The following is a 20,779-nucleotide window of genomic DNA, read 5'->3' on the forward strand; positions in this document are numbered from 1 at the left end:
GTCCATCGAAAAGGGCCTCGCATCCCGCGTACACGCCCGAGCACACCGGAGCGGTCCCCGGTGCGCCGCGGCGGTCCCCCATGACAGGATTCGGTACGCAGACGGTGTGCGTCCCTGTCGCACACCACGCGCAAGGTACGAAGGAAACGGTGGACGATTCTGATGGCTAAGAAGGACGGCGGTGAGCTCGCTCCGGCGCTCATCGGTTTCGCGGCCGGTTTCGCGGCGGAGTTCGCCACGCGCAAGGCCCTGACCTTCGCTTGGACCCGTGCGACGGGTGAGGAACCGCCCACGGACGTGGACTCGCCCGAGACCAGCCTGGGGCGCGCGTTGAGCTGGGCCGTCTTGGCCGGCGTAGGAGTCGAGGTGGCCCGTGTACTGGCCGTCCGCGCCGCCCGTAAGGGGGCCGGTGGTTCGCGCAGGGCCGAACTGGGCTCGTAGTGACGGCCCCGGGCCCGGAACGCGTGGTGGTGGACGGCTCACCGCACGGGAACTCGTGCGGTCGGCCGTCCACCACCCTCGCCCGTGGACGTGAGGGCCGCCCCCGTGGCTCTGCCGGTAGGGGGGACAACGGATCGGGCCCGTCTTCACATGCGCGCCCCATGGGTCGTAACCCCTGAGACGGCCCGTTCACGTCCGTTCAGACGCACTCCTTGCAGACCAGCTGGCCCTTGCGCTGCACAGCGAGCTGGCTGCGGTGGTGCACCAGGAAGCAACTGGAGCAGGTGAACTCGTCGGCCTGGCGGGGGAGCACACGCACGGCGAGCTCCTCACCGGACAGGTCCGCTCCGGGCAGCTCCATCCCCTCGGCGACCTCGTCGGGGTCGACGTCGATGGTGCCGGTGCCCTTGTCTCCACGGCGAGCCTGCAGTTCCTGGAGGCTGTCCTCGTTGATGTCCTCGTCAGTCTTGCGCGGGCTGTCGTAGTCGGTGGCCATCTCTGCTTACTCCATCCCCCTCGTTCAATGCCTCGTCGCGCGGGTGTAACGCTTGAGAGACCTTGGTTTGTGCCCGGTTCGTCCGATGAGTTCTACCGATGTGGGTGGGCCGTGCCCCCTCCCGGGTCACCGTCCACAGGTCAGCGGCATGACCACGGGTCCGTGGCCGGAGGCGGCCACGTGAGGTGGTCGTGCCCGCTACCAGTCGATTGAGTACTACCCAACACCGGGCATCCCGTAGACGTGGAAAGTTCGTTTCCCCCCACAGTGGAAGAACTCGCGAAACGCTGCCCCCGGTGTGGACAAAAACCAAGACATGCCCACGTCAGGAGGGATTCCCTCCGTGTCCACGCCCGGGGAAGCATACCCACCCGTGGTCCACGCTCGTGACACGGGTGTGCGTGTCGTCGGACACGTATAGATACCACGAAGTGCGGGCTCGTGCAGCCTCGTCCCGCACCTGGTAACGGCCGGGTTGCGATGCCGTGCGAAGACGACCACGGACGTCAACGCCGATCGGCGGGGTCCGTCGGGGGCGTGGGCAGGCACACCGTAACGACCAGACCGCCGCCGGCGCGGGGCCAGGCGGTCACCGAACCCTCGTGTGCACGCACGACCGAACGCACGATGGACATCCCCAGGCCGGCGCTGCGCCCGGATCCGACCCGGTCACCGGTCCCCCGCCGGAAGGGCTCGAAGAGGCCCTCGATCTCGTAGGCGGGGATCACCTTTCCGGAGTTCTCCACCTGCACCGCGGGCATGCCCTCGTAGAGTCCGCTGCGGACGGTGATCTCACCCTCCTCGACGTTGTACTTGAGGGCATTCTCCACGAGGTTGGCCACGAGGCGCTCCAACAGCACGGGATCGCCCACGACGGCGGCGGCCCTCAGGTCGCGGCGGAGAGTGAGGCCGGACCCCTCGATCTCCCCGGAGAGCTGGCTCAGAACGGTCCCCGCGACCTCTTCCAGGTCCACGCGGGCCCGCACCTCGAGCTCGCGGTCGCTCTTGGCCAGGAACAACAGACCGTCGATGAGGCGCTCGTGGCGAGCGTTGGTCTCCATGAGGGTCTGGCCGACGGTCTTGAGGTCGGCAGAGACGTCGGGGGCGCTGAGGGCCACCTCCAAGAGAGTGCGGTTGATCGCCAGAGGCGTACGCAACTCGTGCGAGGCGTTGGCCACGAACCGGCGCTGGCCGTCGAAGGCGTGGTCCAGGCGTTCGAGCATGCCGTCGAAGGTGTCGGCGAGCTCGCGGATCTCGTCGTCGGGCCCGGAGAGGGCGATGCGCTCGTGCAGGGAGCGTTCGGACAGTCGTCTGGCGATGCGGGTGATCTTCTGCAACGGCGACAGGGCGCGTCCGGCCACGGCGTAACCCAGGCCGACGGCGAGCAGTCCGACCAGGAACAGAGCCAGCAGTGAGAAGCGTGTGACGTGGTTGAGGACCTCTTCGATGAGGTCGCTGTGGGCGAGCAGCTCTGCGGCGCTGTCCTCGACCAGCAGGGCGTTGAGCAGCAGCGCCACGACGAGGTAGTTGACCAGGACCAGCACCGAGCCCGCCGCGAAGAACAGCATCCCGTAGATGAGGGTGAGCCGGGCGCGCAGGCTGAGGTTGTCGGTGAAACGGTGCACGCGGTCCATGGGTCGGGAGGAGGTGCGTTGTTCGCCCTCCCCCCCCCCCCCCCCCCCGCCGAGGCCGGCTCGTTGAGCCTGCGCCAGGTGCCGGTGTCGCCGGGACGGGTGGGTTCGACCTGGCCCGGTTCGGCGCGTTCCGGTCTCACAACTGGTACCCGGCGCCGGGGACGGTACGGATCACGGAGGGCTCGCCGAGCTTCTTGCGCAGGGTCATGACGGTGACCCGGACGACGTTGGTGAAGGGGTCGGCGTTCTCGTCCCAGGCCTTCTCCAGCAGCCCTTCGGCGCTGACGACAGTGCCCTGGGCGCGCATGAGCACCTGCAGGACGGCGAACTCCTTCGGGGTGAGGGAGAGCGCGCGGCCGTCGCGGTGGACGGTGTGGTTGGCCGGATCCAGGGTGATGCCGTGGCGTTCCAGGACGGGCGGCAGCGGCGGGGTGGCGCGCCGGGCCAGAGCGTGCACGCGGGCGATGAGTTCGGCGAAGGCGAAGGGTTTGGCGAGGTAGTCGTCGGCGCCCAGGCCGAGGCCCTCGACCTTGTCCTCGACACCGTCGGAGGCGGTGAGCATGAGGATGCGCCCGGGGAAACCGTCCCGCACCAGGGTGCGGGCCACCTCGTCGCCGTGGATCCCTGGGAGGTCGCGGTCGAGTACGACGACGTCGTAGTCGTTGACCCAGAGATACTCGAGCGCGGTGTCACCGTCGTAGACGGCGTCCACGGCCATGGACTCGCGGCGGAGACCGACCGCGACCGCGTCAGCCAGAACCTGTTCGTCTTCGACCACGAGTACGCGCACGTTGGACCTTCTACAGTCTCGACAGCGAACAAAAAGGGGCCGCTGCCGGCGCATCCCCCAACACACCGGCAGCGGCGTTCTCGGTCCCGGCCGCGCCTTCTGGATTCCCTCGGCCGAGATACGAAGACGGTAAACCCGTCTCCTCGGTCCTGACGAACCACCTCGGCCCGGTCGCCCGGGCGCTGGGCCGGGAGTCTCAACTCCCTTTGGTGCGCGGGGGCCGCCGCCGACGAATCCCCCAACCGCCGGCGGCGGCTCAACCCCGCACATCTCGAATCTGACACATGAAGAATAAGAATCAAGTAAGCGCAGGACCTACAACGTTCAATGTGGCATGGGACACCGATATTCCCGGTCTCGCGCATCACCTCGACGGCTTCACGAACACGCCGCCGGATCGCCTGTGACCTGGGGATTCACAGGAGCCCCATCAGTCACATCAGCCACTTCCGGGCGCGGTTTGTTTTCTCCCGGGGCCCGATGGTTTGGCCCTCGTCACAGTGCGGTACAGATAGTGAGCGCACGCGTGGAAGCCGGTCGACGGCCGGACCGCGACGGGCGCACATGTCACAGGGTCGTGACTACTTCGATCGACGCACGCGCCGGGCGTCGCCATGCCCCGGTGCTTACCCCTGGAAGAGGTGCAATGGGCGAGTTCCTCGCGGAGATCAAGGTCCGTATCAACGAGACCTACCGGTCGCTCCAGTCGGCTCAGGCCGCCGGGGACGACTTCCTCGCCGACACGCACGCGTCGGAGCTCGAGGACCTGTACTGCCTCGCGGCCCGCAACGGCGTCGACACCCACGCCTGAACGGGCGCCGGAGAGCTCGGGGGCCGCTCGGATCAGCGTGACCGGGACGCCCCCATGAAACACCGGGAGGGGCAGGGGCCGATGTTCGCGCCCCTGCCCCTCCCGTATGCCCTGAGCGGGCCTCTCACGGGCGCACAGGCCCGATCGCAGACCCGACACGCCTCAATCGTCGCGGTCGGCCCCCAGTTCCAGGAGCAGCGGTTCCAGCTCCTCGAACAACTCCGGCCGTGCAGCCACCACCAGGTCCTCGCTGGGCGGCCCGCCCCGGGCACCGGCCACACGCAGTCCCGCCTCGGCGGCCACCAGGCCCGGTGCAGCCCAGTCCCACGGGTTGAGGCCGCGCTCGTAGTAGGCGTTGCACTGCCCCGATGCCAGCCCGCACAGGTCCACCGCGGCCGACCCGGTACGGCGGATGTCGCGGACCCGGGGAACGAGCTCGAGCAGGACCCGGGCCTGGTGCCGGCGCCGTTCGGGCACGTAACCGAACCCGGTCGCGACCAGGGCCCGGTCCAGCGCCACCGCCTCGGGTGCGACCAGACGTTCACCACCGAGGAACGCGCCCCGGCCCCGGACCGCCTCGTACAGGCGCCCGCGCCCGGGTTGGGCCACGGCCGCGGCCACGACCTGCCCGTGGACCTCGGCGGCGATGGCCACCCCCCAGTCGGGGCTTCCGTAGAGATAGTTGACGGTGCCGTCGATCGGGTCGACGATCCAGCGGACCGGTGCTGTACCGGCCTCGTCGCCGCCCTCCTCCTCTCCGAGGAAGGCGTCACCGGGGCGCTCGGCCCACAACCGGGAGCGGATGAGCTCCTCGGTGGCCCGGTCCATCTTGGTGACGACGTCGGTCGGGCTGGACTTGGTGTCCAGCACGGTGATGCCCTCCTGGCCCTGTGCGGCCAGTTCACCCGCCTCGGTGGCCACCCGCACGGCGAGCGCGCGCAGGTCGTCCGGGTCGGGTGCGGACTGAGTCGTGGTCACGTCTGTTCTCCCCCGCGGTGACGTCGGTGAGTGCCGCGCCGCCAGACGTCCGTCGAGGGTGGTGGCGGGCGACGGGCGGGCCCCGGCCGAAGCGGAGCGAGGCCCGGAGGCACAGCTTAGAGGTGGTCGGGCCTGACCCACTCCTTGCCGAACACGTGGTGGTCGAAGAAGGCGAAGACCGTCTCGTACCAGACCCGTGCGTTGCCCGGGCCGAGGATCCAGTGGTTCTCGTCCGGGAAGTACAGGAACTTGGCCTCGACCTCATGGAGCATCAGGTCGCGCCACAGGCGCAGCCCCTCCCCGATCGGCACCCGGTAGTCCTTGTCGCCGTGGATGACGAGCATGGGCGTACGGATACGGTCCGCGCTCAGGTGCGGGGAGTTGAGCTCGTAGCGTTCGGGACGCGTCGAAGGGGTACCGAACTCGCGTTCCCACACGGGCGGGTGGTCGGTGGTACCGACGAACGCGTCCAGGTGCCACAGGGAGGCGTGGGAGACGATCGCGGAGAAGCGGTCGGTGTGCCCGGCGATCCAGTTGGCCATGTAACCGCCGAAGGATCCGCCCATCATCGCGGTGTGGCCGGCGTCGATGTCCTCGCGGGCCTCGGCGGCGTCGGTGACGGCCATGACGTCGTCGTGCACACGCGGCCCCCACTGCCCCCAGGCGCGGCGCAGCATCTGTTGGCCGTAACCGGTGGACAGGGCCGGGTCGGGCAGCAGGACCGCCCAACCGCGTGCGGCCATGAGCCAGGGGTTCCAGCGCCAGCTCCAGCCGTTGAAGCTCATGTAGGGGCCACCGTGCACCCACAGCAGGAGCGGGGCGGGCGAGTCGGCGGAGGCCTCCTCGGGCAACACGAGCCAGGAACGGATCGTGGTGCCGTCCTCGGCGGTCGTCCCCACCTCGGTGAGGGTGCCCGGCATGCTCAGGTCCGAGCCGGGGGTACGCAGGTGGACGGGCTCGGCGTCCTCGGTGGCGGCGTCCACGCGCACGGGCGCGGGCGGGGCGTCCCATGCGTCGCGCAGGGCGAAGACGTGGCGCCCGTCCGGGGAGGGGTTCAGCGCGCTGTAGGCACCGTGGTCCCCGGTCAGGCGGGTGAGGTCGCCCGAGTCCAGGTCGACGCGGAACAGGGGGCGACGGCCGTTCTCGTCGGCGACGAAGAAGACCGTGGCGGAGTCCGGGGCCCAGGCCAGGTCGCGCGGCCACAGCTCGGACTCGGCGGCCGGCACCCGCTCCTGGCCGGTGTCGAGGTCGACCACACACGGCGTCACCGAGCGCGGTTCGCCGCCCGCGTCGCCGTCGAAGCCGCGCACGCACAGCACCTGCCGCCCGTCCGGGGAGACCACCGGTGAGGCGTAGTCGTGGACCTCGGAGGAGATCAGGGTGCTGCGCTCACCAGTGGCGGTGTCCACGCGCACCAGCTCGGTGCGGACCGATCCGCCACCGGTGGGCACACGCCAGGAGGTGACCAGGACCGATCCGTCGGGGGTCAGATCGCCGGAGGCACCGTCGAGGTGCTTGCCGGCGTCGGGTGTCAGGTCACGGTGCTCCCCGAGCCCGGAGTCCTCGTCCTCGGGCGGGTCGGCGACGAAGAAGCGGGGATACTGCGGGCCCAGGTCGTGGTCCCAGGAACGGATCGGCAGGGACTCGTGCAGGATCGCGGTCACCCCGGCCTCACGGCGCTCCTTGCGGGCCTCGCGTTCGGCCTCGGCGTCGGCGGCGTCGGGGTGGGTGTCGGCGGTGAAGGCCACCGTCCCTGCGTCTCGGGCGACGGTGAAGGCGGAGATGCCTCCGGGGCGGGTGGCCACGCGGCGGGCCTCGCCGCCGTCGGCCGGCAGCACCCACAGGGCGGCCTCGGGTTTGTCCTCGGGCTCGGCGTCGGGATCGGGACGGCCCGCGCCGAAGAGCACGGAACCGTCGGGCAGGAAACCGGCGCTGCTCTCGCCCTCGGCGGAACGGGTGAGCCGGCGGGGTGCCCGGCCGCCCTCGGACTCGGGGGCGGCGTCGACCTCCCACAGGGCGTTGCGGAAGCTCTTGCCGTCGGGGGCCGGGCCGCTCACGGGTGCGACCAGACGGGTCCCGTCCGGTGAGAGGTGCAGACCGTTGACTCGGCGGAGTTGTACGTATTCCGGCAGTTCGTACCAGGAACGGACCAAGACGCGTTCTCCTGTGACTCGGGGTGGACGTACACCGCGCAGGGGGTGTCGGCGGTGCGAGGGCGGTTCGGTGGATGTCTTCGCAGTACCGGCCGAGCGCGCCCCGGCCCCAGCCTCCCACAGGTGTGCGCGGGCCTGGAGGGGCAGGCGGGGCCGTGCCGGACCGGCCTCTCGGCACCGGCCCGGCGGACGGTTCAGCAGCTGCACTGCCCCATCTCGCACGAGGGCAGGGTGGTCAGGCGCTGCTGCTCGGCCTGTCCTCCGTACTCGCGCACCAGGTCGGTGATCATCGAGACGTACGCGGGGTGCGATCCCGGGCTCAGGGCGCGCTGGTAGCCGATTCCGCGCTTCTCCGCGGTCTCGCGCGCCTCGACGTCGAGGTCGAACTTGACCTCCATGTGGTCGGAGACGAACCCGTGCGGGACGACCACGACGGCGGGCACACCCTCCTCGGCCAGTTCCTCGATGCGGTCGTTGACGTCGGGCTCCAGCCAGGGCTGGCTGGGCGGACCGCTACGGCTCTGGTAGACGACCTCGTAGGGGTACTCGCGGTCGAGGCGCTCCACGACCAGGCGGGCGACGGCCTGGAGCTGGTCGCCATAGGCGCCCGCGGGGCCGTAGGTCTGTCCCGGGGCGCCGCTGCGCTCGGCCATCTCCGTGGGGATGGAGTGCGCGGAGAAGAGCAGGCGCACACCTTCGCGCTGGTCCTCGGGCAACCGGTCGAGGGCCTGCCGGGTGTGCTCGGCCAACGGCTCGACGAAACCGGGGTGGTCGAAGAAGGGACGCACCAGGTCGACCTCGGGGGCCCCCTCTCCCAGGGCTGCACGGGCCCGGTCGATGTCCTCGAGGTAGGCGGTGCGGCTGGACCAGTTGCAGTAGGCGGAGGTGGGCACCGCGAGTACACGGCGCACCCCGTCCTGCTTCATCTGCTCCAGCGTGTCGGTGAGCAACGGGGTCCAGAACCGGTTGCCCCAGTAGATCGGCAGGTCGATACCGGCCGACTCGAAGTCCGTGGTGACGGCGGCGAGCAGGTCCCGGCACTGCTGGTTGATCGGGCTGACCCCTCCGAAGAGGAAGTAGTGTTCCCCGACCTCAGCGAGCCGCTCCCTGGGGATGTTGCGTCCACGAGTGACGTTCTCCAGGAACGGGATGACCTCGTCCTCGCCCTCCGGGCCACCGAAAGAAATGAGCAAAAACGCATCGTAAGGCCTCATGTTCCTCATGAAACCAGCTCGGAGGTGCTCACGCGCTCAGACCTGTGGCCACCACGCTTGTGTTCTTGGACTCTCCTCCGCCAGGGACTTTCGACCGGAGCCGGAAAGGCTCTGGTGGGCGAGATCGCCGGTCGGTAATGTCCGGTCGCATGACTGATGTCTTGTGGCAGACCTGGGCCGACACCTACCGGGCACGTCCGCGGCGTACCGCCTTCCCCAACGGCCCCGCCGAGGTCGCCGCGCAGGTGGCCGCGGCCGCCGAGGACGGCCTGCGGGTGCGCATGGTGGGGTCGGGCCACTCGTTCACGGACGTGGCCGTCACCGACGGGGTACTGCTCTCCCCCACGTCCTTGTCCGGGTTGCGTTCGGTGGACCACGGGCAGGGCACCGCGACGGTGGACGCCGGTATGGCGCTGTGCGACTTCAACGAGGCGCTGGCACGCGAGGGGCTCGCGCTGGCCAACATGGGCGACATCGCGGTGCAGACGGTCGCGGGCGCGGTGCAGACCGGGACCCACGGCACCGGTCGCGGCGTCGGCGGTCTGGCCTCGCAGGTCGTGGGGTTGGAGATGGTCACGGCCGACGGATCGGTGGTGCGGTGTTCGGCTTCCGAGGAGCCGGAACTCTTCCACGCCGCCCGGGTGGGGCTCGGCGCCTTCGGGGTGGTCACGGCGCTGACCTTCGCGGTGTGCCCGGCCTTCCTGTTGCACGCCCGCGAGGAGCCGATGCCGTTGGAGGAGGTGCTGGAGCGACTGCCGGAGCTGCGGGCCGACAACGACCATTTCGAGTTCTTCTGGTTTCCCCACACCGGAAACACCAACACCAAACGCAACAACGTCACCGAGGGGCCGGCCCGACCGCTGCCGCCTTTCAAGACGTGGCTGGACGACGACCTGCTGTCCAACCGGGTCTTCGAGGGGGTCAACCGTGTGTGCCGTCGGTTCCCGGGGCTGGTTCCGGCGGTCAACCAGATCAGTTCACGGGCGTTGTCGGCACGCACCTACACCGATGCCTCGCACCGGGTGTTCGCCTCGGTGCGCGACGTGCGGTTCGTCGAGATGGAGTACGCGGTCCCGGCCGAGCAGGCCGGGGAGGTGCTGCGGGAGCTCCGGTCGGTGGTGGAGCGGCGCGGGTACCGGCTGAGTTTCCCGGTGGAGGTGCGTTTCGCCCCGGCCGACGACGTGTGGCTGTCGACCGCCTACGGGCGGGAGAGTGCCTACATCGCGGTGCACATGTACCAGGGGGTGCCCTACGAGCGCTGCTTCGCCGACCTGGAGGCGGTGCTGGCCTCGTCGGGAGGGCGTCCCCACTGGGGCAAGCTGCACACACGCGGGCGCTCCGATCTGGAGAAGGTCTATCCGAAGCTGGGTGAGGCCCTGGCGGTGCGCGACCGGGTCGACCCGCAGCGGCGGTTCGGCAACGCCTATCTGGAGCGGGTCCTGGGATGAGGCCGGGCCGAGGCCGTGACGGCCGGCCGCGACGCTCCCCGAGAGGGGCGGGCCGTCGACGTCGGAGCGCCGCCGCGCACTCGGATGTGCACGGCGGCGCTCTCGGTCTCCGGACCCCCGGCCCTTGGGCCCGCTCAGTCGCTCTGCTGCTCGGGGACCTGGCCGTCCTGGCCGTCCTCACCCGGTTCGGGCGGTGGCGGGTCCGACCCGTCGAGGTCCTCCTCAGGCTGTTCTTCGGTGGGCGGGGTGTCTTCCTGGCCGCCCGGGGCCGGTGTGGGCTGCCCCCCGCTTCCGTCGCCGTCGGTACCGTTGCCGCCCTCGGGTTCCTCGGGCTGCTCCGGCTCCGGCTCCTGGGTGGGCTGCTGTTGCGGGAAGCCCGGCTCCTCGGCGGGGGGCTCCTCGATCGCCGGCGCCTCCAGCTCGGGCTCGGGCTCTTCCTCCTGGTCAGGGGCGGAGTTGCCGCCCATGATCGAGGGTGAGGTCGGCTCTTCCGCGCCACGGGTCCACGAGGTCAGGGAGCGCCCGGTGAACAGCTCGAAGGCCAGGATCACGAGCATCACGACGATGAAGACGAGGACGGCCGGGAACAGCACAGCGCGCCATCCGCGGCGGCTCGGCGTGGGTGCGGCCTCGTCGGAGGCCTCGGGCTCGTCCTCGTCCCCGCCCCCGGGGCCGAGGGCCGGTGCATGCGGGTGAGGCCCCTGGCCCGCCTGGGTCTGCGCGGGCATCAGGACGGTCTCATCAGGGGCGATCGTGTCCCCGGCCCCGTCGGCCCGGGTGGCTTCCCGGTCGGCCTGCGTGGTGTCCGCACCCAGGACGGGCAGGGCCCTCGTGCGGGTGGCGTCCGTTTCGTCCCCGGGGGCGGTGGGCCGTGTGCCGGAGGCGGTCTGCTCCAGGCCGGTGATCGTCACCGTTCCGCCGGCGCTCGCCGTCCCCCCGGTGCCCAGGGTCCGGCCCTTGGATACCACGGCCCTCCCTGCCAGGTGCTTGGCCTGTTCTCCGCTGCGCGAGAACCAGTGTGAGAGCAGCGGGCTGGCGGTCGTGCTCAGGATCGCCATGACCGCGGTACCGATGACGGTCCCGTAGACGTCGAGGTAGGAGGCGGCCGCGGCGGCGGTGAGCGTGGCCCCGCCGGCGCCTGCGACCTGGGCCAGGCTCAGGTCGATCTTCTTGCTGTTGCCGCCCTCGCCCTCCTGGTCCTCGCTTCGGTCCCCGGCCTTCCCCGGTGCACGGTCGGGATCCGGTTCTCCGGGTTCGCCCGGGTGTCGGGTCCGGCCCATCCGGCCCCCCTTTGCCTGAGCCGCGTGGATACACGGCGTACTTCGATCCTGGTCACTGGGATGGGCGTGTGGTGGGCCAATCAGCACCACAGGCCACAGAGTGCTCGTATCGCCCATAAGAGGACAACTCAGGCTAAGGGAGGCAGATGCCTGATAACGCCATGAAATAAGAAGCATCACTGTCTTGTGACCATCGGCGTGTCGACTTGCGCCCGGAAAGATCCTCGTGTCGACCCAATGGGGGTGAGATCGGGTTTTTCACCGACCCTGGGGTGGTTCGTGCCGTCCGGGATACCATCACCGCGGAGCCCCGTGCGGAATCGTCGACATTCCCCCACGAACGCTCCCGGTCGCCGACGGACCAGCGTGCCAAGATTGGCATCGGAAGCGACCGTGAGGGCCCCGGTCAGGTCCGGGGCAGCTCCCACCGTGGCGAGCGCCACGGAACGGGAGGCGGGCACACAGTTCGGACAGGCCGGTGGCGGCGCTGGCCGAGCCGGGTGCCGGCCGACCAGACTTGGAGAACGCGGGGGTCGGTCGCGGGATCAGCCCCTCGACGGGACGCGAAAGGGAGGGCGATGCACGAGCTTCGCCTCGTCGCCGTGAGCGAGGACGGCACCTACTTGGTGCTGGCCGGCACCGGCCGTGGCCCCCGTTTCATGTTGCCCGTCGACGACCGCCTACGTGCCGCCGTACGCGGTCAGTTCTCCCGGCTCGGCCAGTACGAGATCGAAGTGGAGAATCCGTTGCGTCCCAAGGAAATCCAGGCCCGCATCCGGTCCGGCGAGACCGCGGAGGCCATCTCCGAGATCTCCGGCATACCGATCGAACGGGTCCGTTGGTTCGAAGGCCCCGTCCTGCAGGAACGCGAATACATCGCCCAGCAGGCCCAGAACGCCACCGTGCGCGCCCAGGACGAGGTCGCACCGGGTTCGTCGCTGGAAGAGCTCGTCACCAAGCGTATCGGCGCGCACCAGCTGGAGACCGGTGACGCCGAGTGGGATTCCTGGAAGCGGGAGGACCGCACGTGGCAGATCAAGCTCGTCTACCTCCACCAGGGCGAGGAGCGTGTCGCCCACTGGCTGTACGAACCCAGACACAACAGCGTGAGCCCCTCCGACGAGGAAGCAGCACGTTTCTCCTCACCCGAACCCTTCGAGGCCCCGCAGGCACCCGGCGCCAACGTCACGCCCTTCGCCCCGCGGCGGAGCGAGCCCGCCCCCGAGGTCCCGCGCGGCGAGCCCTACCCCGCACAGGAACGGACCGAGAACCGGCCCCCGGTCCCGTCCCGGCAGGAGGGGCCGCGCCGTGACGAGACGCTTCGCCCGATGTCCGGGCGTCCACAGACCGACCAGTTCGGCGTCCCCCTGACCGAGGAACGTCGCCGCCTGGCGGAGGAGCGCCGCCGCCCCGCCGAGGCCCGTCACCCGCGTCCGGGCCAGGAACCCTACTTCGCCCCCGTGGAGGAGCCGCCGAGCCCCGAGGTCGGACGGCGGCCCGAACCCGCGGCCCCACCGCCCGCACCCGAACGGCCTGCGGCCCGGAGGCCGAGGGTCGACAATCCCGGGTCCGAGCGCCCAGGGGGCGAGCGGCCCGCGGCAGAGCCTCCCGCCGAGCCCGAGGGCCCCCGCCGGATGGAACGGCCCTCCGCCCCGGACTGGCTGGGCTCACGCCCGACCCGGGCCGCCGAACCGTCCGCGCCCGACCCCGCGCCGCCGGCCGCAGAACCGCCCGCTCAGCCCGAGCATCCGCGCCGCCAACGCGCCACCATCGACCTCAACGAGACCGGCAGGCCCCGCCCAGCGGCCGAGCAGGCGGCCCCGCCCGCACCCGCCGCCGACCAGAGCGCCGAGCACCCCGCGCCCAAGCGCAAGGGCCGGGGGCGGCGGGCCTCGGTCCCCTCGTGGGACGAGATCATGTTCGGCGCCAAGAAGGACGACTGACCCCGGCCGACCGAGCCGGAGCACCACGAGGACCGCCCGTCAGCGGTCCTCGTCCGCTGTCGGGGCCCGGTCGTGGCCGCTGTCCTGCCCGGCTCCCCGGTCGTGGCCCTGGCCGCTCGCGGCCGCCCCTGCGCCGCGCTCGACCAGGAACGGGCGCACCATCCCGGGCGTGACGTCGGCGGCAAAGGCCACCGCCCCCGGCATGGAGGCGTCCTGTGCGGTGTATCCCCCGGCGCCCGCCCCGACCGTGACCTGGAGGTCGGCCAGACCCGAGCGGCGTTGGAAGAGTGTCTGGTTCCAGGACCAGCCGATGACGGCGGAGCGTTCCACCACCGCCTGCTCACGCTGGAGCGAACCCGAGCGCACACTGACGAAGGCTTCGTCGTGACCGTGGCCGAGCGAACGGTAGCGGTCGATGCCCAGGGGCACACCCAGGACGGCCAGAACCGCCGAGGCCGCGACGAGCCAGTTCCATTCCAGGAGCACGCCGGCCGCACCCGTGCACAGGAACGGGCCCACCGAGCGGATCAACCGCCGGTTCAGGGCCGCGCGGGGATGGGGCCGCAACCCGCCCTCGTAACGGGCCAGGGCACGCTCGACGGCCTCGGCGACCCGGGGACGCGGGCCGGTCGGCAGCAGGACCGCACGTGTGGCCGCCTCACCCAGGCCGGTGACGATCGCACGCAGGCGTACCGCGTCCCGGGTGCGCTCGAGGGGATTGTCCTGGAGTTCGTGGCCACGGATCCGGCGCTTCTCCAACGTGACGCTACGGCGGGTGAACAGGCCCCGCTCGGCGACCAGGGAACCCTCGCGGCCCCTGAGGGTGAAGCCCCAGTTGGTGACCGTGTACGAGACCACGGCGAACACCGGCATCATGAGCACCAGCACCACCGGAACCCCGATCGCCAGGGCCGTGAGCAGGGCACGGTCGGTGGAGTCGAGCCAGCCCACGACCGTGTCCGTGGCCGCTCCCAACTGCGCCCCGGACTGCTGGAGGAGACCGATCAACGTCGCCAACAGGGCGAACGGGGTGAGCAGGTGGGCCAGGCTCAGGGCACCGTAGAGGTACCACGAGCGCGGCATCTCGAAGTAGGTGACGGTCTCCGGCTCCGCGGTGGCCTCAGGCCCCTCCTCGGTCCCCGCGGGTTCGGCACCGTCCTCGGTGAGAACCGCCTTACGGCGCAGGAGCTCGCCTCTGAGGCGGTCGGCCTCGGCGGCGTCGACCGCGTCGAGTTTGCCGTCCTCGGCATCCGTGGAACCGGCCGCGGCCTCGATGCGCACCACCGACACACCCAGCATCCGGTGCAGAAGGCTGCTGGTGACGTCGACGCCGCGGACGCGTTGCAACGGGATGGTGCGGCGTTCGCGGCGGATGAGGCCCTTGCGGATCTCGATGTGGTCGTCGGTGATCTCGTAGCGCAGGGTCCGCCACGTGACGAAGCCGCCCACCAGCACCATCACCACGGTCGCGCCCGTGGCCGCGAGCAACCACGGGTTGAAGCCGCCGATGATCAGACCGACGAGGATCGGGAAGAGGATGCTGCGCAACTGGTTGATGGGCCCCACGACCATGCTGCGCGGACTGAGGCGGCGGCCGCTCTCTGCGGCGAACGGTTGCGAGGCCTCCTCGCTCCACCACTGTCGAGGTTCCGAGGCCGGCCCGTGCTCCTCCGAGGTGTACGCCCCACCTGCCGTGCCGTGGTGCGGGTACGCCTGCGGGCCGTGCGGAACGTCTCCCGCGTGCCCCTGCCACGGCCCCTGCGAATAGAGCTGCGGGTGCCCCTGTGGACCCCGGGGCGGAGGGGACAGCCCGCCCCCTGGCAGGCTCCAGCTCTCGGCCCGCGTGGCGTCCTGTTCGTATGAGGGGCCGAAGGCCCGGCTCTCACCGGACGTCCCGCACCACTCGTGGGACGGTTGCGGATGTGCGCCGCCGTCGGGCTGCTGGGGCTCCTCGGCGGCGTGCTGCCACTCGTAGGGGTACCGGCCGTCGCTGCGGCCGGCCGGACCGCGGGCCCAACGGCTGCGTTCGTGCTCGGGGCCCGCAGGGGACGGGGAGCCGGGCGCGGGCCGGCCGTCCGGTTCAGGGCTCTCGTGCTCGGGGTTCATCACGTGGCGTCGTCCCGGAGCGTGGCGGCGCGCGCGGCCAACTCCTCGCTGAGCACGCGCGCTTCATCGGCGTCCATACCCTCGATCGTGGAGGAACCGGCGAAGGAGGCGGTCTGCACCCGCAGCGTGGCCACATCGAAGACCCGCTCCAACATGGCCTGGGTGTGATCGACGGTCTGGATCCGGTTCACCGGCACCAGCTGCCAGGAGCGGGCGATCCACCCGGCGCGGGTGTAGATGACGTCCTCGCCGACCTCCCAACGGTGCACCCGGTACCGCCATGACGGCACCACGGCGACCTTGACCAGCCCGTAGACCCCGTAGGCGATGGGCAGCAGCCGAGCGTTCTCGCTCAACCGGTCGGGGATCCAGGACAGCGACAGATTGGTCAGCATCACCGCAACGACACTGATCAGGACCAGCTTGAGGGCCACTCCGAGGAGCATGCGCACCGTCCACACACCGACGGCGCGCCCGCTGACCCTGCGCAGGGGCGGGCGCAGTTCGGCGGTTCGTCCTTCCTCCGTCAGGTGTTCGCGGGGGCCCTCCCCCGGTTCGGGACGGCCGTCGTGGGCGGGACTGTTCAACACGCGACCGAGTCTAGGTCGTGTCGGCCCGGCTCCGGGAAGCACCGGGCCCCGCACCGGAGGAATGGCCGACGCCGGGCCCGCGTTGTCGTCGTGCACGCGGCTCGTCAGCGTTCTGTCAGAGCGTCCCGGCATACTTGCGTACAGACGTTGATCGGAGGACGAAATGACCCACGCCATTCGCGCGGAGGGGCTGGTAAAGGAGTTCAAGGGCAAACGTGCCCTGGACCGGGTCGACCTGACCGCGAGGAAGGGCACCGTTCTGGGTGTACTGGGGCCGAACGGTTCCGGCAAGACCACGTCGGTACGCATCCTTGCGACCCTCCTGCGCGCCGACGGAGGGTACGCGGAGGTCGACGGGTTCGACGTCCTGCGCCATCCCCACGAGGTACGCCGCCTCATCGGACTGACCGGCCAGTACGCGGCCGTGGACGAAGAGCTCACCGGAACGCAGAACCTGGTCCTGATCGCCCGCCTGCTCGGTTTCGACCGTGCCCGGGCCCGGGTCCGCTCGGCCGAACTCCTGGAGGGCTTCGCGCTCTCCGACGCCGCCGACCGCCCCACCAAGGGCTACTCGGGAGGTATGCGCCGACGCCTGGACCTGGCCGCGAGCATGATCGGCGGCCCGTCCCTGCTCTACTTGGACGAGCCGACCACCGGCCTGGACCCGCACAGCCGCAACGAGCTGTGGGAGGTCGTGCGCCGCCAGGTCGAGAACGGCGTCACGGTCCTGCTCACCACCCAGTACCTGGAAGAGGCCGACCACCTCGCCGACGACCTCGTGGTCCTCGACCACGGCCGTGTCATCAGCGAGGGCACCCCCGAACAGCTCAAGGACCGCGCCGGTACACAGGTCCTGGAGCTGCGCACCTCCGAGGCCGATCAGCTCGGGCTCGCGATCAAGGTGGTCGAGGCGGTCACCAGCTCCCCGGTGTCCGACGACGGGCTCACCGCACGGGTACCGGTCACCGATTCCGCGGTGCTTCCCGAAGTGGTACGCCGCCTGGACGAACAGGGCGTGGCGGTGGGTGAACTGTCGCTGCGCAAGCCGAGCCTGGACGAGGTCTTCCTGGCACTGACCGGACAGCCCGCAGAACCCCAGGAGATCAGCGAGGAGACATCGACATGAGTGCCGTGACCACCGATTCCCCGACCGGCCCGGTCGGCCCGGCACCGATGGCTCCGCCCAACGTCTCGCCCCTGCGTACGGCCCACCAGGGTCTGCAGCTGGCCTGGCGCAGCGTGCTCAAGGTCAAGGCCAACCCGGAAGAGGTCCTGGGCCTGATCCTGCAGCCCATCATGTTCGTGACCCTGTTCGTCTTCGTGTTCGGGCAGGCGATGATGGGTGATTGGCAGGCCTACCGGGATTTCCTCATGCCGGGCATCATCGCCCAGTCGGTCATCTTCGCGACCCTGGGCACCGGTTTCTCGTTGAGCCAGGACGTGGAGAAAGGCATCTTCGACCGGTTCCGGTCCCTGCCCATCGCCCGTTCGGCCCCGCTGGTGGGCGCGATCCTGGGCGACCTGGTCCGGTACACCATCACCGTGGTCATGGTCCTGGTGGTGGGCCTGGCGATCGGGTTCCGTCCCGAGGGCGGCGCGCTGGGTGTGATCGCCGCCGGGGCACTGATCCTGCTGTTCGCGTTCGCGCTGTGCTGGATGTCGGCGTTCGTGGGGATGATCGTGCGCACCCCGATGTCGGTGCAGGCCTTCGGGATGATCATGATGTTCCCGCTGACCTTCGGCAGCTCGGCGTTCGTGGCGCCCGAGTCGATGCCGAGCTGGCTGCAGACCGTGGCCGTCAACAACCCGGTCAGCCACGTGGTCGACGCGATGCGCGGGCTCATGCTCGACGGTGACGTGGCCGGTCCGGTCCTCTGGACGCTGGGGTGGACGGCGATCATCACCGCCGTGTTCTTCCCGCTGGCGGCCTGGGCCTACCGCCGCCGCACCTGAGGCCGCCCGGGTCCTCTCCCCTCCACCGGCCCCGGTGCGTGTGGGCCTGTCCCGAACGGGCGGGGGCCTTCCGGGGGAAGGCGGTCGGTGAGCCAGGCGTCCAGAGTCGGAGCAGATCCGCCCGCCCCCGGCCCCGGCCGCGGGTGAGCAACTCCTCGCAGCGGTCCCGCCCCAGGCCCGGCGTGCGTGTTCCCTGGCCCTGACCGCGTCAGGGCGGTGAGGTCGGGGCCCGCAGCCTCCCCGCGGTCGTCGCGGACCTGCAGGGGCCGAGAACGTCGAACCGCACTCGTCCATGATGACCGATGCGCGACCTTCTCTCGGCGGCCAGTAAAGTTCGCTCAGGACCCCAGGGTCCGACACCAGCGAGTCCGCCGGCGGGGCCGGTGTCCCCGAGCGTGCGACGCCACCCCACCAGGCCCCCGAGAGCCCAGCAGGAGCCCCATTGTTCCCGGTCCTCCCCTTCACCCGGATCCCCGCGCCGCGTCAGGTGCGTCGAGTCTCCGCCGCCACGCGTGTGGGCGCGGTGGCGGCGGGTGCGGCCGTGGCCGCCACCACCGGCTGCGGGATGTTCACCCCCGGGTTGAGCGGGGAGATGCCCGACGACATCACCGTCACCAGTCCCTTGATGCAGGAGGGCCGGCCACTGCCGGAGGTCTACACGTGCGAGGGCGTGGAGAGCGAGGAGGGCGAGGAGATCTCCGGGGTATCGCCTCCGCTGAACTGGTCGGGGATGCCCGAGGACGCCGGGTCGACGGCGCTGGTGGTCGACGACCCCAGTGAGGCGACGGTCTTCTGGGTGGTCCACAACCTCGATCCCCAGCTCGTGGAACTGCGCCAGAACACGGTACCCACCGACGCCAAGCAGGCCGAGAACAGCGCCGGCGCGGCCGAGTACACTGCACCGTGCCCCGATGAGGACGCCTTCTACGAATACCGCTTCACGGTCTACGCCTTGAACGAGGGCCTCGATCTTCCCGACGGGGCCCCCTTGGAGACCACGTTGGAGGCCATCTCCGAGCGTGCCGTCGCGCGAGGCACCCTGGTCGCCGAGAGCGAATAGCGGTCTCCGCATGCCCGTGGAACAGCTCACCGGACACAGTGGTGGTATGCGTTCAGTAAGCTCTCGACGCCCTCTGCACACGGAGCACCACAACACATACAGTGGGGTCGTGCCCCTCGCCCCATTTCAGATGACCGTTTCCCGTCCAGTCACCGCGCGGCACCCTGACCTGGAACCGCGATGGATCCCCGACGTCTCCCCAGCCGGCCGGCAGGGGGTCCATGGACAGGCCGGCCCGCGCGGCCGCTGTCCCGTGGTCGGACACCCGGTGTCCGTCCCAGGAACGTCGCGGGTGCGGCAGACCTCCCCAAGGTAGTGCGTACACCATGACCGTCACCGTCATCAGCATCATCGCCGTCATCGTCGTGCTCGCCGTGCTCCTGCTCCTGCTCCTGGGCATGCGGGCGTTGAACCCGAGTCGCACGGACGCCCACGAGGACTTCGACGACGAGTACGACGGCGTCGAGGACGACCCCGGACGCGAGGAGGAGGCCCCCCGCGGGCGCGAACGCCGTCCGCGCAGGGAGATCGGCAAACCGGGACTCCTGAAGCGGCGCCGGGTCGACTGGGATGACGACGAGGACGGCCTGTCGGACAACGACTTCTGGTCGTCTCTGAACGAGGAGGGGCCGGCCCAACGCCCGGCCCAGGGGCGCGACCACGGCTACGGCGACGGTGACGACGGCTACGACGACGTGTACGGCGACCACGGCTACGACGACGGCCCCTACGAGTACGAGTACGAGTACGACGACCAGCAGGGGCCCCACACGCCCGCGTCCGGCACGGACCTGCGGCAGGATCGGGGCGGGGACGTGGATCGCTCCGCCTCCGTCCCCGGACCACAGACCAACATGATGGCGCTGGCGGACCTGGGCCAGGAGAGCGGCCCGCAACAGAGCCACGCTCCGACCGCCGACACCGACCAGGGCCCTACGCACGCCGAGCCCGCGCGGCCCGACCCCTCCCGTCCCGAGCAGACCTCGCTCCCCTCGGCCCAGGAGACACGCGGGCTGCCGGCCGCGGGCCCACTCGGTGAGGACAACGACCCGCTCGGTTCCGGCTCCTGGCCATCGGGCCCCTCGGCTCTGCCGCCGCGTTCGGAGGAGGCCCCGGGCGGCCCGCTGAGCAACCCCTCGAGCGTTCCCGGTTCGCCCTATTCCGGGACTACCGGTGACGGACTGAGCGGCACGCCCTCCCCGTACGGGGCGCCTTTCGACGGCGGCCGCTCATCCTCCGACCCGGGAACGGACGGTTCCTACGACACGGGCTCCTCCTACGACAGTGGTACCCATGCCCGCCCCGAGCACGGTGACGGCACACGCCCCTCCCCGGATCCTTTGGACCCGAGCTTCCGGCCCGCTCCGAGCAACCCGGGTTCGGACGTGACGTCCCCGATCTGGTCGAGCATGGACACCGGTGCACACCAGCACCCCGACCCGTCGGTCCTGCGCGCTCCGGAGCCTCCTGCCCCCGGCGGCCCCTCCTCGCCGGGTGCCCCCACCGCCCCGGAGGCACCGTCCCCGTACGGCGGCCCCGGGGCGGCACAGCCCGGTACGGCCGACCCGCTCGGCGGTTACGGCGCACCGTTCGGGCAGGGCGGCCCCACGGAACCGGTGCAGCGCTCGCCGTTCGACAGCGGCACCCACGCCCGCCCCGACCAGGGGCAGACCCCGCTGTGGGGCGACTCGAACGACACGGGCGCATACGCCCGGCCCCCGCAGGGGGAGGCCCCCTCGTGGGGCAACCCGAACGGCACAGGCACCCACAACCGTCCACAGGGGACGGACTGGGGCGACTCGAACGACACGGGCGCGTACGCCCGACCTCCGCAGGGGGAGGCCCCCTCGTGGGGCAACCCGAACGGCACAGGCACCCACAA

Annotated in this window: 17 protein-coding genes; 8 read left to right on the top strand and 9 right to left on the bottom strand. The window is 70.8% G+C overall.

The window, feature by feature from the left end:
* Positions 1-162 precede the first annotated feature (162 nt).
* Complete coding sequence (locus D473_RS0118370) at positions 163-441, top strand: DUF4235 domain-containing protein (protein ID WP_017574925.1); 279 nt, start codon at positions 163-165, stop codon at positions 439-441.
* A 199-nt stretch (positions 442-640) separates the two neighbouring features.
* Here the strand turns inward: D473_RS0118370 and D473_RS0118375 are convergent, their stop codons facing one another.
* The 3 genes from D473_RS0118375 to D473_RS0118385 all read right to left on the bottom strand — a co-directional run bounded on the left by D473_RS0118375 (position 641) and on the right by D473_RS0118385 (position 3,361).
* A complete protein-coding gene (locus tag D473_RS0118375) occupies positions 641-937 on the bottom strand; it encodes a DUF4193 domain-containing protein (protein ID WP_017610514.1) in 297 nt (98 codons plus the stop codon).
* 506 nt (positions 938-1,443) lie between these two features.
* On the bottom strand, positions 1,444-2,571 hold the full coding sequence (locus D473_RS25810; protein ID WP_017610515.1) for a sensor histidine kinase: 1,128 nt from the start codon (positions 2,569-2,571) through the stop codon (positions 1,444-1,446).
* Between the two features lie 136 nt (positions 2,572-2,707).
* Complete coding sequence (locus tag D473_RS0118385) at positions 2,708-3,361, bottom strand: response regulator transcription factor (RefSeq protein ID WP_017610516.1); 654 nt, start codon at positions 3,359-3,361, stop codon at positions 2,708-2,710.
* A 646-nt stretch (positions 3,362-4,007) separates the two neighbouring features.
* Between D473_RS0118385 and D473_RS27730 the strand changes: the two genes are divergently transcribed.
* Entirely contained in the window at positions 4,008-4,172 is a 165-nt protein-coding gene (locus D473_RS27730; RefSeq protein WP_017610517.1) for a hypothetical protein, read from the top strand.
* A 162-nt stretch (positions 4,173-4,334) separates the two neighbouring features.
* Here D473_RS27730 and D473_RS0118395 read toward each other — a convergent pair whose 3' ends face one another.
* The 3 genes from D473_RS0118395 to D473_RS0118405 all read right to left on the bottom strand — a co-directional run bounded on the left by D473_RS0118395 (position 4,335) and on the right by D473_RS0118405 (position 8,517).
* Positions 4,335-5,150 carry an inositol monophosphatase family protein gene (locus D473_RS0118395; RefSeq protein ID WP_017610518.1) on the bottom strand — a complete coding sequence of 272 codons (816 nt, stop codon included), beginning with the start codon at positions 5,148-5,150 and terminating at the stop codon, positions 4,335-4,337.
* Between the two features lie 116 nt (positions 5,151-5,266).
* Positions 5,267-7,303, bottom strand: a complete 2,037-nt coding sequence (locus D473_RS0118400) for a S9 family peptidase (RefSeq protein WP_017610519.1) — start codon at positions 7,301-7,303, stop codon at positions 5,267-5,269.
* Positions 7,304-7,497: 194 nt separating this feature from the next.
* A complete protein-coding gene (locus D473_RS0118405; RefSeq protein WP_083918034.1) occupies positions 7,498-8,517 on the bottom strand; it encodes a ferrochelatase in 1,020 nt (339 codons plus the stop codon).
* Positions 8,518-8,666: 149 nt separating this feature from the next.
* On the opposite strand from D473_RS0118405, the gene D473_RS0118410 reads away from it, so the two are divergent.
* Positions 8,667-9,965, top strand: a complete 1,299-nt coding sequence (locus D473_RS0118410) for a D-arabinono-1,4-lactone oxidase (protein WP_026127084.1) — start codon at positions 8,667-8,669, stop codon at positions 9,963-9,965.
* Between the two features lie 134 nt (positions 9,966-10,099).
* On the opposite strand, the gene D473_RS0118415 is transcribed toward D473_RS0118410, so the two are convergent.
* Positions 10,100-11,245, bottom strand: coding sequence for a hypothetical protein (locus D473_RS0118415; protein ID WP_017610522.1), 1,146 nt, complete (start codon positions 11,243-11,245; stop codon positions 10,100-10,102).
* 578 nt (positions 11,246-11,823) lie between these two features.
* On the opposite strand from D473_RS0118415, the gene sepH reads away from it, so the two are divergent.
* On the top strand, positions 11,824-13,188 hold the full coding sequence (sepH, locus tag D473_RS0118420) for a septation protein SepH (protein ID WP_017610523.1): 1,365 nt from the start codon (positions 11,824-11,826) through the stop codon (positions 13,186-13,188).
* 39 nt (positions 13,189-13,227) lie between these two features.
* Here sepH and D473_RS0118425 read toward each other — a convergent pair whose 3' ends face one another.
* Positions 13,228-15,294 (bottom strand): PH domain-containing protein, encoded by a 2,067-nt coding sequence (locus tag D473_RS0118425; protein WP_017610524.1) that lies wholly within the window; start codon positions 15,292-15,294, stop codon positions 13,228-13,230.
* Positions 15,294-15,884: a PH domain-containing protein gene (locus tag D473_RS0118430; protein WP_017610525.1), complete on the bottom strand. Its 591-nt coding sequence runs from the start codon at positions 15,882-15,884 to the stop codon at positions 15,294-15,296. The genes D473_RS0118425 and D473_RS0118430 overlap by 1 nt, the downstream gene beginning before the upstream one ends.
* 163 nt (positions 15,885-16,047) lie before the next feature.
* Here D473_RS0118430 and D473_RS0118435 point away from each other — a divergent pair, with 163 nt between their 5' ends.
* From D473_RS0118435 to D473_RS27490, 4 genes are all read left to right on the top strand, one after another.
* A complete protein-coding gene (locus D473_RS0118435) occupies positions 16,048-17,010 on the top strand; it encodes a daunorubicin resistance protein DrrA family ABC transporter ATP-binding protein (RefSeq protein ID WP_017610526.1) in 963 nt (320 codons plus the stop codon).
* The gene (locus D473_RS0118440; RefSeq protein ID WP_017610527.1) at positions 17,007-17,837 is read left to right on the top strand and encodes an ABC transporter permease; all 831 of its coding nucleotides are present in this window, start codon (positions 17,007-17,009) and stop codon (positions 17,835-17,837) included. The genes D473_RS0118435 and D473_RS0118440 overlap by 4 nt, the downstream gene beginning before the upstream one ends.
* A gap of 442 nt (positions 17,838-18,279) precedes the next feature.
* Entirely contained in the window at positions 18,280-18,897 is a 618-nt protein-coding gene (locus tag D473_RS0118445) for a YbhB/YbcL family Raf kinase inhibitor-like protein (protein WP_017610528.1), read from the top strand.
* A gap of 326 nt (positions 18,898-19,223) precedes the next feature.
* Positions 19,224-20,779: hypothetical protein (locus D473_RS27490; RefSeq protein ID WP_026127085.1), on the top strand; the 1,556-nt coding region annotated here is incomplete at its 3' end.

It is taken from the genome of Nocardiopsis xinjiangensis YIM 90004, assembly GCF_000341145.1.
GTDB lineage: Bacteria > Actinomycetota > Actinomycetes > Streptosporangiales > Streptosporangiaceae > Nocardiopsis > Nocardiopsis xinjiangensis.

Coding starts and splice junctions, on each gene's coding strand:
- D473_RS0118375 (WP_017610514.1), bottom strand. CDS start 937: ATGGCCACCGACTACGACAGCCCGCGCAAGACTGACGAGGACATCAAC.
- D473_RS0118370 (WP_017574925.1), top strand. CDS start 163: ATGGCTAAGAAGGACGGCGGTGAGCTCGCTCCGGCGCTCATCGGTTTC.
- D473_RS0118415 (WP_017610522.1), bottom strand. CDS start 11,245: ATGGGCCGGACCCGACACCCGGGCGAACCCGGAGAACCGGATCCCGAC.
- D473_RS0118405 (WP_083918034.1), bottom strand. CDS start 8,517: ATGAGGCCTTACGATGCGTTTTTGCTCATTTCTTTCGGTGGCCCGGAG.
- D473_RS0118440 (WP_017610527.1), top strand. CDS start 17,007: ATGAGTGCCGTGACCACCGATTCCCCGACCGGCCCGGTCGGCCCGGCA.
- D473_RS0118435 (WP_017610526.1), top strand. CDS start 16,048: ATGACCCACGCCATTCGCGCGGAGGGGCTGGTAAAGGAGTTCAAGGGC.
- D473_RS0118425 (WP_017610524.1), bottom strand. CDS start 15,294: ATGAACCCCGAGCACGAGAGCCCTGAACCGGACGGCCGGCCCGCGCCC.
- sepH (WP_017610523.1), top strand. CDS start 11,824: ATGCACGAGCTTCGCCTCGTCGCCGTGAGCGAGGACGGCACCTACTTG.
- D473_RS0118410 (WP_026127084.1), top strand. CDS start 8,667: ATGACTGATGTCTTGTGGCAGACCTGGGCCGACACCTACCGGGCACGT.
- D473_RS27730 (WP_017610517.1), top strand. CDS start 4,008: ATGGGCGAGTTCCTCGCGGAGATCAAGGTCCGTATCAACGAGACCTAC.
- D473_RS25810 (WP_017610515.1), bottom strand. CDS start 2,571: ATGGACCGCGTGCACCGTTTCACCGACAACCTCAGCCTGCGCGCCCGG.